This window comes from Candidatus Kaiserbacteria bacterium, assembly GCA_016699245.1.
In the GTDB taxonomy this organism is placed as follows: Bacteria; Patescibacteriota; Minisyncoccia; order Phycocordibacterales; family UBA918; genus Damh-18.
Genome location: CP064968.1, coordinates 1 through 15,328, shown reverse-complemented (window position 1 = coordinate 15,328; position 15,328 = coordinate 1). Strand labels below are relative to the sequence as shown.

General features: G+C 49.1%; 13 protein-coding genes. All 13 read right to left on the bottom strand.

All coding sequences use genetic code 11. The annotated features are described in order from the left end of the window. Positions 1-314 precede the first annotated feature (314 nt). The 13 genes from IPH92_00065 to IPH92_00005 all read right to left on the bottom strand — a co-directional run bounded on the left by IPH92_00065 (position 315) and on the right by IPH92_00005 (position 15,292). Complete coding sequence (locus IPH92_00065) at positions 315-1,310, bottom strand: transketolase family protein (protein QQR64967.1); 996 nt, start codon at positions 1,308-1,310, stop codon at positions 315-317. Beyond that, positions 1,300-2,199 carry a transketolase gene (locus tag IPH92_00060; GenBank protein ID QQR64966.1) on the bottom strand — a complete coding sequence of 300 codons (900 nt, stop codon included), beginning with the start codon at positions 2,197-2,199 and terminating at the stop codon, positions 1,300-1,302. The genes IPH92_00065 and IPH92_00060 overlap by 11 nt, the downstream gene beginning before the upstream one ends. A 477-nt stretch (positions 2,200-2,676) precedes the next feature. Beyond that, positions 2,677-3,339 carry a hypothetical protein gene (locus tag IPH92_00055; GenBank protein QQR64965.1) on the bottom strand — a complete coding sequence of 221 codons (663 nt, stop codon included), beginning with the start codon at positions 3,337-3,339 and terminating at the stop codon, positions 2,677-2,679. 7 nt (positions 3,340-3,346) lie between these two features. Continuing rightward, entirely contained in the window at positions 3,347-3,793 is a 447-nt protein-coding gene (locus tag IPH92_00050) for an RpiB/LacA/LacB family sugar-phosphate isomerase (GenBank protein ID QQR64964.1), read from the bottom strand. Between the two features lie 12 nt (positions 3,794-3,805). Continuing rightward, positions 3,806-4,840 carry an aldehyde dehydrogenase gene (locus tag IPH92_00045; GenBank protein ID QQR64963.1) on the bottom strand — a complete coding sequence of 345 codons (1,035 nt, stop codon included), beginning with the start codon at positions 4,838-4,840 and terminating at the stop codon, positions 3,806-3,808. A 244-nt stretch (positions 4,841-5,084) separates the two neighbouring features. Next, positions 5,085-6,683, bottom strand: coding sequence for a hypothetical protein (locus IPH92_00040; GenBank protein QQR64962.1), 1,599 nt, complete (start codon positions 6,681-6,683; stop codon positions 5,085-5,087). Between the two features lie 7 nt (positions 6,684-6,690). Then, positions 6,691-7,458, bottom strand: a complete 768-nt coding sequence (locus IPH92_00035; protein QQR64961.1) for a hypothetical protein — start codon at positions 7,456-7,458, stop codon at positions 6,691-6,693. Between the two features lie 8 nt (positions 7,459-7,466). Continuing rightward, complete coding sequence (locus IPH92_00030) at positions 7,467-8,522, bottom strand: DUF916 domain-containing protein (GenBank protein QQR64960.1); 1,056 nt, start codon at positions 8,520-8,522, stop codon at positions 7,467-7,469. Between the two features lie 14 nt (positions 8,523-8,536). Next, positions 8,537-9,250, bottom strand: a complete 714-nt coding sequence (locus IPH92_00025) for a hypothetical protein (protein QQR64959.1) — start codon at positions 9,248-9,250, stop codon at positions 8,537-8,539. 222 nt (positions 9,251-9,472) lie between these two features. Continuing rightward, positions 9,473-10,321, bottom strand: coding sequence for a Bro-N domain-containing protein (locus IPH92_00020; protein QQR64958.1), 849 nt, complete (start codon positions 10,319-10,321; stop codon positions 9,473-9,475). 395 nt (positions 10,322-10,716) lie between these two features. Then, positions 10,717-11,553 carry a sulfotransferase gene (locus tag IPH92_00015; protein QQR64957.1) on the bottom strand — a complete coding sequence of 279 codons (837 nt, stop codon included), beginning with the start codon at positions 11,551-11,553 and terminating at the stop codon, positions 10,717-10,719. A gap of 8 nt (positions 11,554-11,561) precedes the next feature. Continuing rightward, complete coding sequence (locus IPH92_00010; protein ID QQR64956.1) at positions 11,562-13,901, bottom strand: hypothetical protein; 2,340 nt, start codon at positions 13,899-13,901, stop codon at positions 11,562-11,564. After that, positions 13,898-15,292, bottom strand: coding sequence for a hypothetical protein (locus tag IPH92_00005; protein QQR64955.1), 1,395 nt, complete (start codon positions 15,290-15,292; stop codon positions 13,898-13,900). Before IPH92_00005 ends, IPH92_00010 begins: the two co-directional genes overlap by 4 nt. Between the last annotated feature and the right edge of the window lie 36 nt (positions 15,293-15,328).

Sequence of the window (15,328 nt, the reverse complement as noted above, 5' to 3'; positions counted from 1 at the left end):
AGGCCTTTGCTCCGCTCCTCCCCTGAGGTCGTCCGCGAGGCCCTGCAAAAGTTGTGCCTCAACGAATTTGTTCACAGGCTTCCTCGTATCAAAACTCGTTGAGATACCACTTTAGATATGCACCACAGAGAGTACATCCATTTTTATAGTCGCCATTCGGCTCCTTAAAAATTAGGTGCCTCGCGCAAGGCCACACAGGCCGAGCGGAGCAAAGACCCGAAACCCGCATTCGGAGAATGCGGGTTTCGGGTCTTATGCGTGCAGATATAAAGTGGTACCGAAAAAGAGTTTTGAGGGTTAGCACATAGTACGCCCTAGCCTAAAAACTTCTCTGCCTCGCGAGCGATAGAGGCGCTGTCCATACCGTAGCAGGCAAAGAGTTCTTCGGGAGTACCAGATTGTCCGAAGACATCGTTCATACCAAGACGTAAAATCTTGGTAGGACGTACAAGGCTCAAGTGCTCTGCGATAGCGCTTCCTAAGCCCCCCACGCGTTGATGCTCTTCTACGGTGACGAGTACATTATGTATTTCTGCAAATTGTTCGACTGCCTTGGTATCAAGTGGCTTTATGGTTGCTACATGAAGTACTGATGCACCGATACCGCGCTCATTCAGTGTCTTCGCAGCTACAAGCGCCTGGTACGTCATGATGCCCGTTGAAATAATACCAACGGTCTTTGTGTGTTCAGGCGACTTGGTGTAGAAGACCTCTGCCTTTCCAATAGCAAAAGGCGTGCCGGAAGTAGTGATGCGGGGGCTTGCTTCACGAGCAAGGCGCATATATGCAGGGCCCACATACTTTGCCATAGCAAGTGTTGCTTTCTTTGCCTCATCATAATCACACGGTGCGATAACAACCATGCGGGGAATGATACGCATCGTTGCCAAATCCTCCACTGCCTGGTGCGTTGCACCGTCCGGCCCTACCGAAACTCCTGCATGGGCGCCGATGATTTTCACATTGACACCATTGTATGCAATCGTGGTGCGAATTTGTTCCCAGTTGCGTCCTGGAGAAAATGCCGCGTACGATGCAAAAAAAGGAATCTTCCCCATTGCTGCCATACCTGCGGCAACTGAGGCAAGGTTTTGCTCTGCAATACCAATCTGCACAAATCGCTTTGGAAATGCTTCCGCAAACACATTGGTCTTTGTGGAAGAGGTTAGGTCTGCAGAAAGCGCGACAACACGCACATCAGCCTCCCCTGCTTCTTTGAGCCCATCACCATAGCCATTACGATTTGGTGCTGTTTCGACATCCGACTTAAAAAGGTTCGGATTGAGATGTGATGCAATGTTATTCGCCATATTCGTGCATGTGAAGGTGACCATTAAGTGTACGTAGCTTCTTGAGCGCAACGGTAGCCTGCTCGCTCTTTTGTACTTGGTCCTCGGGGCCGAGGCCGGGAGGATTGCCGTGCCATCTAAAGTCGCGTTCAAACACATCGACGCCTTTTGAAGGAATGGTATGGGCAATAATAATAGATGGCTGTCCGTAGACTGCATGTGCCTTGCCAATAGCATCGTTGATAGCACGGATGTTATGTCCATCTACTTCCTGTACATCCCAGTTGAATGATTCAAATTTTTCACGGAGCGGCTCAAGGGGCATCACGTCTTTGGTTAAGCCATCAATCTGAATACCGTTCCTATCGACAATTGCCACAACATTATTAAGTCCTTCCTTCCCTGCAAGCATCATCGCCTCCCATATCTGCCCGCAATCAAGCTCTCCATCCCCCATGAGGCAATAGAAAAACTTTGCGGAATAGGGATTATCGATACGTTCAGCAAGTGCCATACCTACCGCCTGTGAAAGTCCCGAGCCAAGTGGACCTGAACTCGTTTCAATACCCGGAAGTGTTTCTCGGTGAGGGTGTCCCTGCAAGCGTGAACCGAACTTACGCAAGGTAAGCAGTTCCTCTACGGGGAAATAGCCCGCGTGCGCCATCGTAGCGTAGAGCCCGGGGCAAATATGCCCATTTGAAAGAATCACTCTGTCGCGCTCGGCCCAGAAAGGATCTTTCGGATTATGCTTGAGCACCTCAAAATAGAGCGTGGTAAAAATATCAGCCATTCCGAGCGGGCCCGCGGTGTGACCACTTTTGGCTTCGACAAGCATCTCGATGATGCTCTGCCTAATTTCATTCGCTTTAATTTCAAGCTCGTGAACTTCTGTGTCCGAAAGATAATGCATATAACGCTAGTATACCGTGTCTCCGCATAAGTAGAGAGTGACGTGTGTTAATTACCAAATAGTTTTGATTAAAAATAATGCTTCAAAATTCTTTTTCAGCACGAACTTGAAAAAACCACGCATAAGACTAAAAATCCTAATCCTTCGGATTGGGATTTTTAGTCTTTGCTATGCTCGCGCTGTGTGCGCTTGCGCAATGCTTTTTTAAAGTTGTGCTTCAACAAATTTTTACGTATGAGCTTTTAAGAACTTGTTGACGTACTGCTTTTATGCAGCCTCGCGGACGACCGCAGGGGAGGAGCGGAGCAAAGACCCAAAACCCGCATTCGGAGAATGCGGGTTTTGGGTCTTATGCGTGCTGAAGAAAAGCAGTGCGGAATAAGAGTTCTGTCCCCAACATATATAGAGTTCGTACCGAAAAAGGATTTTAGGAAAAGAGTACCGAAAAAGATTATATGCCTTACCTACCGCTCTTCCCTACGCTGCAATGGCAAAAAGTGATGTGAGTGTGTTGTACGCTTCTTCGGGATTTTTTTGTTTCAAAATTGCTGAGCCGGAGACACATCTATTTGCACCTGCGTGTGCGAGCCTCCCTACTGTCTCTATATTTACGCTCCCATCAATACTGATAAGAAGTGTCGGGTACGCGGCGCGGAGTGTTGCGATAGTAGTGAGAACACGCTCATCAAAGGGCTGCCCTTGTGAGCCTATATGCGCAATACCCATGAGTTGCACATAGTCTGCGTATGCGATGACATCAGTGAGTGTCGTAAGCGGTGTGTCATTGTTAATAGAAAACCCCAATTTAAAATCAAATTCTTTTTTGAGAGCGAGTATCTTTTCAAAATCACGTACACTCTCGAGATGCACCACCACGCGCCGTGCACCTGCCCTCACATACTCCGCGAGTACTGTCTCAGGCTCCATAAGCATCAAATCCACTTCTACCAAAGCCTCCGAGGCAAGAGGTGCCATATCAGCAACGTGCCCGCCCGCTACATACGGCCATGAAGTAAACGGCACAAAAACACCATCTACAATATCTACCTGCACTTCATGCGTAAAAGGAGCAACAAGGTCGATAGATTCTTTAAGGTGCGCGAATGATGTGGGTATGATAGCGGGGACAATGGGTGACATAGAATAGTTAGTTATCAATCTGCGCGATACGGCGCACGTGTCGATCATCATGAGTAAAGGGAGTACTAAGCCAGAGCGCGACCGCTTCCTTTGCATCTTCAACACTCACAAAGTGTGCGCCAAAGGAAAGCACGTTGGCGTCATTGTGCTCACGCGAAAGGCGAATGATTTCAGGTTGTCCTCCGTAATAGACAACTGCGCGTATATGGGGGAAGCGGTTCGCAACTATCGCTTCCCCTTGTCCCGACCAACCAAAGATAATGGCCTTTGCTCCTTCGGGATTTTCGGAAACCGCGCGTGCTGCCTCCTTCATGAATAGAGGATAATCGTCCGTTGGGTTAAGCGTCAGATCGCCACAATCTACAACTTCATATCCTAGTTCTTCACGGACAAACGGAAGAATGTGTTCTTTGAGGGGAAAACCAGCATGATCGGTCGCAATATAAATTTTCATACAGAAATAGAATTATGACTTTTGTAGCAAAGAGGCAATGTGTGCAACATGATTAACCAAGGTGCTCGTGTAGCCTGTTTCATTATCGTACCATGCGAGCACTTTTACGAGATTTCCTCCTACCACACGCGTGAAGGTGAGGTCGGCGATAGATGCCACCTCTGCACCGATAATATCAGAGGAGACGATGGGTGCCGCGGTCACCGCAAATTTCCCCTGCCACGGTGCCTGCGTTGCTGCTTTGGTAAGTGCTTCGTTTACCTCTGCCGCTGTTGTGTCACGCTTTGCGATAAAGGTAAAGTCGACAATAGAACCTACCTGTACGGGCACACGAATAGAAATACCATCAAACTTGTCCTTCAGTGAAGTATGTACAAGTGTCGTAGCAATTGCAGCACCCGTAGAAGACGGCACGATATTTTGTGCTGCTGAGCGACCCTCTCGAAAGTCCTTTTTGCTCGGTCCATCCACAAGTGATTGTGATGCCGTGTATGCATGCACGGTATTTAAAATTGCTTTCTCAATACCAATTGCCTCGTTTAAAATTGCCACGAGTGGACTCGTCGCATTTGTGGTACATGACGCATTGGAAGACACCGTGCATGTCGCGAGCGCATTCTCGTTCATCCCCATGAGCACCGTCTGTGCGAGTGCACTGTCAGCCCCTTCGTCTTTGAGGGGTGCCGTCACCACAACACGCTTTGCACCTGCTTCAATATGGGCTTTCGCCTTCTCGTAGGAAGTGAATACTCCTGTGGACTCCACGACAATATCAATATGCTCTTCCCCCCAGGGTAGTTTTGCGAGTTCGCGCTCACTCGTGCATCGTATCTTTTTTCCGTCGACAATGAGTGCACCTTCTTCGGCTACAACACTATACGGTACACGCCCATACGCCGTATCATACTCAAGCAGGTATGCAAGATTTTTAATATCACCCAAGTCATTCACCATGACCACCTCAAAATCAGGATGGTCATATGCCAACCTAAAAAAGGTGCGGCCGATACGTCCAAACCCATTAATTGCTACGCGAACTTTTTTCATACAAAAAATAAAATTAGTGTATGTAGTATACCATCGCAAATCCAAGGAATCTGCACAATATCCATATGAACGACGTCGGACGTCGAACATTGACCACTACCCCGCGCACTGTCTCAGGCTAACAAATGTATGGTCGACATCGTAAGTCGACCATACATACACTAAACACAAACCTATTCCCATTTTAAAATGGTTGGGCTTGGGTCTGGGTTTTAAAATGGGGATGGGTTTGTGTAGTACTCCATTAAGATTCTTGCTTGCGTACGAGTCGCCAACCGAGGAGGACTAGGATAATGAGGAGCAAAATAAACCAGAGGAGGTATGAGGTGAAAAGGTGGAGAAGGTATTGTGGGAAACTCACCTGCTCGGGGACGTGCGCAAGAGTGGTGATGCGCGCATCAAGTACTCCCCCGGCATACCCTATCTGTGCTGTAGTGAAATCGAAGACCGATACTGACACCGGAAACTTTCCACTTACACCGAGCGGTGCCAAAGTACTTGTGTACAATGTGTGCTCTTTGTTGACTCGAAGCAAAAACTGGAATGTGCGCTCAGGGTTAGTACCGTCGCCAAGCACCACCAAAATAGTCTTGAGGTGCTCGGGCATGAGTTCGTACGGGATTGCAATGGTGAGTTGCTTTGCACCATCTAGAGCCACCACTCCATCCACAGCATGAAGCGTTACTCCCTCTTGGATAAAACGAATGTCATCAAACGCAAGTCGTATCTCATTTTGCACGGGGTCTACAATACCGGGCTCTCCCAGGGGCGTCGTAGACGCCCCTGGGGTAATAGGAGACACCACACCGGGCGTACCAAAACGTATCGCCACTACCGCTCCCGAGGAAATATTCCCAAGTGCATCATAACTAAACACCGTATAAAACTGCCGTTCTCCCGTGGCCGCACCCTCATCACGAAAGCCACTTGCGAGCCCTTCATATACCACCCACCCGTCAGCAATATCGCTCGGGTAAAAGCGGTCATTCCGCACCACACGTACGTACGCAAGGTCGGGGTCTTGTGGCAATTTCCATGAAAGCACCACATCATCTTCTGAGCGCGTGGCGGTGAGACCGGTCACGTTTCCTGGTGGAAAAATATCGTCCGGCTCTTGTGTGGTGAATGTTCCTTCATGGAGAACACCCTCTCTCCCAAACGCATCCTTTCCTTCAATCACAAAGCGATACGTAGTACCGGGAATAAGTCCCGCAATCTTTGTCTCATGCTTTTTAATAAATGCCTGCTCTGAAAGAGAGCCTAGTTCATATGAACTTGTCCTTCCCCACTTAATGACTGATTGGATGTGCATATTCGTCACGTAGCGAATAATCACTGAGTCTTTCTGGGGCAAAATCTCAAGTGAGAGAATAATTTGATCGAGTGGTGTCAGGCGATATCCGTATTGATTTCCACTTGGTGTATCAGGCGATGGTGGCGGTATGACAATAATGCTGGGTGTTGTGGTAGACACCGGTGTCGAAGATGCGGATTCATTTGCAAAACTATCATACGCAGTAATGAAGTAGGTATACGTGGTACTCGCGGTCAAGCCCGTGTCTAAATACGTGAGTGCTGTAGTCGTGGCTATCTGTACATCGTCCCGCCACACATGGTATCCCGCGAGTAGGTAATTATCTGTCGAGGGAAGCCAGGTAAGATCAATCTGTGACGATGCTACAGGGGTAGCAGTGAGCCCAGTAGGCACCGTAGGAGGCATAGTATCTCCTCCGACAAAAGCACGAATAATAAAATCATCGGTAACCGCCTGCGCTATCACTCCCGGAAACACCATACCAAGAATAAGGATGGTGAGTATGCCTCTCTGAAAAAAAGTACGCATAGCACTATTATAATGCAATTGCCGTGAGTGTCGTAGTAGCAACGTAGGTACCACTCGTCTGAACCACCGAGCCACCTATTCCCACACGAAAATTAACCGTGGTTGTAGAGCCATTCGGAGTATTAGCAGACATGCGACGCACAATTTCTACTGCACTCATACTGAGCCCATCCCAGCAAGCAAGATCTGCTTCCTGTGTACCACCAGTACCACAGAGCGCCCCATTATCCTTAAACCGAGAGGTAACATCGACACCCGACGGTGAGTAGCCTAAGTGCGCATCAGCGGGATTCGTTATAAATGTAAAATCAGGATTTCCTACCGGTACATAATCGGGAATAGTATCACTTCCCTTCTGCATCGCTGGACTCTGTGAAGCAGCAATAGTCATTTGGTAGCCTGCAGCACTATCGGTCGTTACCGTCACGGTGGTAGAGCCGTTTGCAATACCTCCTGATATTCCGGGGATAGACGGTGTCATGAGTATCGAAGAGGCTGCGGTCATAGAAATAAAAGTCGTGAGCATCTGCTGATACCCTGCTTTAAGGTTATAGTTAGTACTTGTGGAATCACCTGTTGCTACCTCACCCGCAGTAGATTCCAGTGAATAATTAGTTGATGTCGAAAGTCCCCCACCAAAATTCACCGAGTCGCTTTGAATGCGATAATTAGTACTTTGCATCACCTGTGCACTGGTAAGCGAAACACCAAAAAAAACCATAGGGGTAAAAACAAGCGCGATAATTGTGGTGACAAGCGTATCACGGAGACTCATACGCTTCGTTATTTACGTTTAAATTCAAATTTCTTGAAGAATGCACGGATGAGGAAAAGAACAAAAAAGACAATGGCAAATCCTCCTGCAAGGGGCTTCCACGGGAGTATCCAGAATGAGTATGTCAACGTATCAACAGCATCATCATACCCTCGTTCAAGTACCAGTGTAGCCGTATATCGTCCAAACAAAAGTTCACGGTCCCAGATCACCTCACGAAGTCGCAGAGCACCAGGGAGTACGAACCAAGGTTCTAGAGTAATCTGACCAACTTCTTCACCAAATGTATTCACCACACGTATTTCTCCTCGAGGAGTAAGGTGTATGGATCCCGTATTTTCAAAAAGAATACCAAAATTAATGGGGCCCTTTTGATAAAATTTCTTATTACCGACAGTGCCAAACTCTTTGAGAATACCACTTTTATCAACATCCCCAGGAATAGTGATAAAAAATATACTTCCAATACGAGCAACAATAGCAGACTGAGGCTGAGTGGTTCCATCACCACCAGGTTGTGCTTCTTGTGAGACCGTACTCACCAGCATGCTTCCATAACGACCTCCCGGTTCGGCATCGGCAGGTATATGAATAGTTACCGGGATGCGTGCTCGCTCGTTGTGTGGGAGTGAAAATCGTTGTGCCGGTACCGACACAAGGTCTTTCATGGAATACGGTCCTCTATCGTTTCCGAGGAGTATAATTGTTTGATTAGGATCAGAGGATCCTCTTGCGTCTTCCGCAACAACTTCAAATATACGCTCTTTCCCAGTTCGATTACTCACCGTAATCTCAACAGTTTTTGTTTCTCCTGGATTAATGGTTAATTCAAGTTTTCCTGGACCGATAACAAAGTCTCCATACACCTCGTCACCCAAAAGCTGTTCCGTACTGTATGGCATCACCGGTGCAGTAACGGGTGCAGTAGTAGTTGCCAGTGCTTCTTGTAGAGACACGGGTTCTTGAGCAGACACCTGTGTACTGTGTGCAAAACCACAAATAATTGCTACAAGAAAGAGTAGTACAATGCGAAAAGTAGAATGAGCAAGTGAGGTAGCAAACATATAGCGATAGCCTACTACGGGTTATCGGTAGCAGTCAATGTTGCCGTTGCGGTGTATGTACCGTCTGGTACTACGGGAGATGGGTTGTTGGGGATGGTGATACGGAACTGCACAGTAGAGGTCGAACCCGATGATGGTGTCGGTGCCGCCGTATTTATGAGTTGTGTTGATGCAGCCACGTTTGTGCTTGATGCACCACGCCAACAATTATTATTTACGAAAGTACTTCCATTGGTTGATCCACAGAGTGTGGTGCCATTGCCTTCAAATACCGTTGAAATATCTGCCGTATTTGATGCGTTTGCAGTAAAACCAATCTGTGAGTATCCCACAGAAGTATTAAAGCCACTTGGATAATTCGTGGTGCCTGTTGAGTACTGGTATGTTGAAATCGTACCACCACCGCCATTCCTAATCATAGGTGCAGTACTCGCAAAGGTGATACTCATTTGATAGCCTGTTGAGTTGTTGGTACGTACACGAGCAGTCGTCGTACCGTATGAGGTACCACCCGTAAGACCGTCGAGCGTTCCTTGCATAATCACATCCGAAGAACTTGCCATAAATGATATAGCACCAGAGACTGTCTGTGTAACTTCGAATACCTCGACTGCACTTCTTCCCACTGTTGGTTCGAGGGTAAAGAATGCAAAAGCACCAAGCATAAGTACGAGCGTTGCTGCAAGGAGTGCGCCCTTTGCTGAGTATAATAAATGGGTTCGATTCATAGTAAAATTTATAATTAATTAATGTTTGCTCCTTTGGTATTCATACTATTGTACTTAATTTGCGCTTACTTTTCTCTACTATATATAGTAAGTATGTGCATAACTTCGTTCTACGTTGCACCATGATGACCCCGTCGTCTGTTTTTACATATGCATAAAGTTACTCCGCATTCTTTTTATTAATCATCTTGCTGGATTTATTGCTTTTTTTTAGACTAAGGTTTAACCTTGGTCTGAGGTTTTGTTAATAATTTTTTTGGTAGATTTGTTGCTTTTTAAAAAATTTTGCTTTGTCACCACTGAACGCCTGGGTTTTTGTTCCAATTTTTTTCGCGCTCCCCCTGCAATAGAGCCTCCTATTTGTGCGTCTTTCTTTAATTTTGCAACACCACGAGAATTTTCTGTGCGATGAATTTCTGTGGTGGCTCGTTCTCCGAGCATTCTAAAGATGAGTTCAAAATCGTCGATGTGATCTCGCAGGTTTTCTCGTTTCAAACCCTTGAGTTTTTTGTATTCATGCGGAGTGACTCCAAAGGTCGCCTTTGAAATTTCTGCAGTGAGAATTTCATAATCGATGTCTTTCTGTGCGCCTCGTTGTTGCCATTCGTCAGTCAATTCTTCACGAATAGCGATACCGCGCATGCGCTTCTCAATCCAATCGTCAGGATATCCCTTGAGTTTGTATAGCATTCGCGTTCGTTTTGTCGCTAATTCAGGATTTTCTATCTCTTGTACACGCTCATACCCCACCTTTGCAAGCCAACGCTTAAATGGCTCGGCTTTTGGTGAAGGGATGGACTGCACGATGCGGAAAATACCTTCTATATTTGCACAATTCATCATTTGCTTTCCACCCTCTGTTTGAACTTTAAGGGGGGTGGCAATTTGCCCCCACCCTTTAGAGAGTTCTTCATCTCGACGACGCATGTCCTTGATATACCCTTCTGGCTGGACAGAGTCAGTGAGCGCCTTAATTACGTCATTAATCACAAACCACCACTCATTATTATGAAGAGTTTTACGAATTTTTATATTTTTGAATAATACTATTTTTGTGTTTTCGGTATTCATATGTTGATTTGTTAATTGGGTCGATGTGAATTAAGCATGTCGATTTTACGGGTGGTTGATGCCGATGTTCTCAGGAATTCGCAATTTGATTTATTTTTACTATCTGTGACCATATGTAGACAAATGGCTTCGGCCCGACTCTGTCGCAAGACAGAGGTAACAAATGAAAAATGCTCAGGGTAGTAATGCCTTGAGCTTTTTTCGTAACTCATCAAACCCACTTTCTGTCACACCAAGGTAGCAGTACCACACCTCTCTCACATGAAAGAATGGACGCACCTCAATGGTATCTATGTTTGTTTTCTTTATATTCCATTGTGTAAAATCTTTTTGCATGTATTTGGATGCCCTTGTCGGCCAGCCCTAGGTTAACCCTAGGGCTGGGAACTGAGGGTTTACGGGTGCCAGTGGTAGACTACTTCGTGGAAGGGTTGGTTTTCGGGCCACCAGAAGTTCATTTTGCCGTACTCTTCGGCAAATGTGCCGAGCACTTTTTTCCACTGCGGGTCCATAGGGCGTACCTGCGTGCGGATGGTGTGAAGGTCTTTCGCCCCGTGCACAGTGTCATCTTCCCAGGTGACCTGCTCAACATTTTCAAAATCATGCGCATACGGTTCTTCCTCGAGGAAGGTATAGATACGCGCGAGTTCTGCTGCGGGTTCACTCGTCAGTTTTTCAAACTCCACAAAGTACATCCTATCTCCAAAACCACGCTTGAGCGCATCCCGGATGCGGTGATATGCAAGGCCCACGGGCTTGTCGTTTTGAAGGAGTATTTGTGCCCTGCCCTCGGTGGTCTGTGCAAGGAAGTACTGCTGGGCTTCAAAGTTGGGCTGGTGGAGGCTCGCTTGCTTACGGTGGATTTTTTCAAAACTCGCGAGGACATCACGAAGGTCGCGTACCGGTATGAGCACTTTCGCTTTTCGTTCCAAGACCATCTCCGCCATCTCAAGGAGTGACACCCACCCTCTCGACTTATCAAACACCACTGGCCGTTCGCTACTCGCGAAATAACTATCAAGGATTGCCCTAAGGACACGCGCTTTTGCGTCGTCGTCGGGATGGGCTTTAAACTCGACTAAATTGTCCCAGTTGTTGCGTACCCCAAACATGATGTCCATAATGCCACTCGTCGCCGTGGTCTGAAAACGAGGGTTTTGTGCGAGTATGTTGCAGAGAAGCGTGGAGCCACTGCGCGGTAAGCCGGAAATAAAGTGAATTGTTTTTTTCATAGGATGTATTATTCAGTAGAAATAGTAGTTGCTGCGGGTTCGGGTGTTGGTTCTTGCTCTATGGGTGCTTCAGGTGTGGGCGCTTCCACTACAGGCGGTTCTTCAGGTGTTGGAGGGGTAGGCTCTTGAGGGACGGGAGCGACTGGGGTACTCGGCTCACCGCTATCATCACCCTCAGAGGACCCGCCCGTACTTCCCTCGCCTCCGGTGTTATTCTCTCCTCCCCCAGTCTCCCCACCGCCCGTCTCACTTTCGGCTGGAGCACCTGCCCCACCGCTTCGCGTACTTTGGAGAATCGCGCGGAGATCGTCGGCAGTCACACACACCCCATCGACACAGAGTTCATCCTTCACTTCTATCCTGTCTGCTTTGATACCTGTAACGCTGAGTACCCCATCGACAAATCGAGAAGCAAGTGCCTTGATACTGTCCCACAGCGTCACGTCACTTCCCGCAAAGAGTGGCGACGTCGTTGCGAGTTCACTGAGCACCATGCGTTCGCGGTCTACCTGGTACCACGAGAGTTCGATAAACATAAGCGCCTGCCCCACCGCGAGTGTTTCTCCGGCAGCACTCGTCGCCATCTCTGGTGTTTCATTCGTCAGTTCTGCGAGCATAGATGCGCGTGTCTCTTCTGGATTTTCACTCATCACCGTAGTAGTGAACACCTTCTGTACCACACACACTGCTTCACCAAGGGCGTTACCACCGCCGGTGTAGCAACCATCTTGTGAGCGTGGGTCGAGCTTGGTTTTCTTGATAACGCGCTCCTTGAGCATATCGTCACCGAATTGGTTCAGGAATCCAGCACTGTACGCACGAACACCATCATAATCCTCAAGCGCAATACCCACCACACGGCTACTCGCATCAGCCTTCATACCGACGCCCGGAATAGACGAGAGCGCGATGCGGTCACCCTTCTTAATAGGGCCGTTCTCGGTAGAGAGTTTAATCGGGACACGTCCTTTAAGTCCTATTGGGTATGCTGTTTCTCCGGCGGTGAGCGACGTATCATCAAATCCGAGTGTCATACCTGGCTTCGTGGATACGACACCGACAATATCTTCCTCGGTATCTCCATTCGCGCGTTTCACCGAAAGTCCGCCCGAAAGTGACACAATCTCTCCTGCATGAAGTGCTTGATTAGAGAAATACATTTCGGCAAGGTCTGAGTTACCGAGCGCTGAAGTCACCGAGCGGATTTGGCCCGTGGTCGTTGACACGCAGGAGCCGTCGCTATCGACGCAAATGCCACCACGAGGAATCATGAGTCCTGCGTTTACCGTACCGTCACCAATAGTGGTAGAGCCGTTAGCGGCAATCGTGAATTTTGAAACACCCCCTACCTTGAGGTCCATAAATTTACCTGTGCTTGTTGCGGCAAAGGAGCCCCCTGCATTACCGAAGTCCATCTTGAGACCGGTACCGATGAAATTGGTGGTGTCCTGGAAGAAGTACACGAGACTTTCGGTCGTCATGGTACCCGAGTATGCGCGGAGTGCATTACCCTGCGTAGAGCCCTCTGATTCGGCAAAGACACCGGCAGGGAGATAGGTACTTCCTGCGTCTCCGAGTGTCGAGCCACGTACACCGAAGGTTCGGCCAAAGCCCGAAATACCCGTATTTTCACCCTTGGTATTACTTCCCCGGTATGCCTGCACCTCGAGGCCACGTACGGTATTCCCGAGTGCGCTCGTGTCTGCAATACGAATCATCTTGCCCACGAGTGTTGAGGTGGCCGTAGGAAGATTGGTAATATATGTCTCATCACCATACATCAGTGCACTCAGCGTGGAGTTGGCAAATCCAAGGTACTGCTTGATACCCGCCACCCCTGCGCCCGTGAATCCAGATTTATCTATAGTGAGCAGTGAAGAAGGTGTCGTGGTACCGATGCCGACGTTACCAGTGAGGTACGTATTCCCCGAGACGGTGAGTGCGGTAGATGAGGCAAAGCCAAGGGTTGAGGACGCGGTCACGCGAAGGCCTGCAAATTGTGCGCTTCCGGTGAAGGTTGGTGAGTTACTGAAGACCACTGAGCCAGTTCCCGTCTCGTCGGTAAGCATTGAGAGGAGGTTTGCTGAGGTGATGTCTGATGCGGTCACGGTCAATACGTCGAGTGAGCCGAGTGCAGTCTCGAGTTCTGCTTCAGTATCGATGTCGGTCATGGTGCCTCCGTTGAGACCGAAGAGACCATTGCTGTATCCAGAGACATCAACGCCCATACCGCCGTATGCGAGACCGATTGCAGAACCGTTCCAGGTACCTGCGCCAACGGTGCCGAGTGCTGAGGTGCCGGTGACGCGGAGGTTAGTGGTGGTCGCGTTCGTTCCTGTTGCATTCACGAAGGTGAGATTTTGAATGGTTGATGAACCACTGAGGGAGATGCCGTCAGTTGCAGTGAGGGGGTGAGGTAGGTACCCTGGTCTGTCCAGTTGCTCAGTCCTGATGCGTTGAGTATACCGTTCGTGATTGAAAGGCCGGTACCGGTGATGTCGGTGATGTAGTCAGTACCAACACCGAGAGTGGCAGTACGGAACGTCGTTGAGGTGGCATTGGTCGTGGTGCCGTTCGTGGCGGTGTATGAGGTGAGGGCAAGCGCACCACCAATGGTGAGGGTACCGGTGTTGCTCCAGGTACTGCCGGGGGTGATGGTGTTGCTCCCGAGGGTACCACCAGAGAGGGTAAGAATGTCACTCACGTATGAGTCACCCACAGTGGTCGATGCGGCAACGAGGCCGGTGGCGTTGGTGGTGAGGATACCTGCTGCGGCACCGATGGTTGCATTGGTGAAGTAGCCGTTTGTTGCGGTGAGTGCGGTAGATGAGGCAAAGCCAAGGGTTGAGGACGCGGTCACGCGAAGGCCTGCAAATTGTGCGCTTCCGGTGAAGGTTGGTGAGTTACTGAAGACCACTGAGCCAGTTCCCGTCTCGTCGGTAAGCATTGAGAGGAGGTTTGCTGAGGTGATGTCTGATGCGGTCACGGTCAATACGTCGAGTGAGCCGAGTGCAGTCTCGAGTTCTGCTTCAGTATCGATGTCGGTCATGGTGCCTCCGTTGAGACCGAAGAGACCATTGCTGTATCCAGAGACATCAACGCCCATACCGCCGTATGCGAGACCGATTGCAGAACCGTTCCAGGTACCTGCGCCAACGGTGCCGAGTGCTGAGGTGCCGGTGACGCGGAGGTTAGTGGTGGTCGCGTTCGTTCCTGTTGCATTCACGAAGGTGAGATTTTGAATGGTTGATGAACCACTGAGGGAGATGCCGTCAGTTGCAGTGAGGGGGGTGAGGTAGGTACCCTGGTCTGTCCAGTTGCTCAGTCCTGATGCGTTGAGTATACCGTTCGTGATTGAAAGGCCGGTACCGGTGATGTCGGTGATGTAGTCAGTACCAACACCGAGAGTGGCAGTACGGAACGTCGTTGAGGTGGCATTGGTCGTGGTGCCGTTCGTGGCGGTGTATGAGGTGAGGGCAAGCGCACCACCAATGGTGAGGGTACCGGTGTTGCTCCAGGTACTGCCGGGGGTGATGGTGTTGCTCCCGAGGGTACCACCAGAGAGGGTAAGAATGTCACTCACGTATGAGTCACCCACAGTGGTCGATGCGGCAACGAGGCCGGTGGCGTTGGTGGTGAGGATACCTGCTGCGGCACCGATGGTTGCATTGGTGAAGTAGCCGTTTGTTGCGGTGAGTGCGGTAGATGAGGCAAAGCCAAGGGTTGAGGACGCGGTCACGCGAAGGCCTGCAAATTGTGCGCTTCCGGTGAAGGT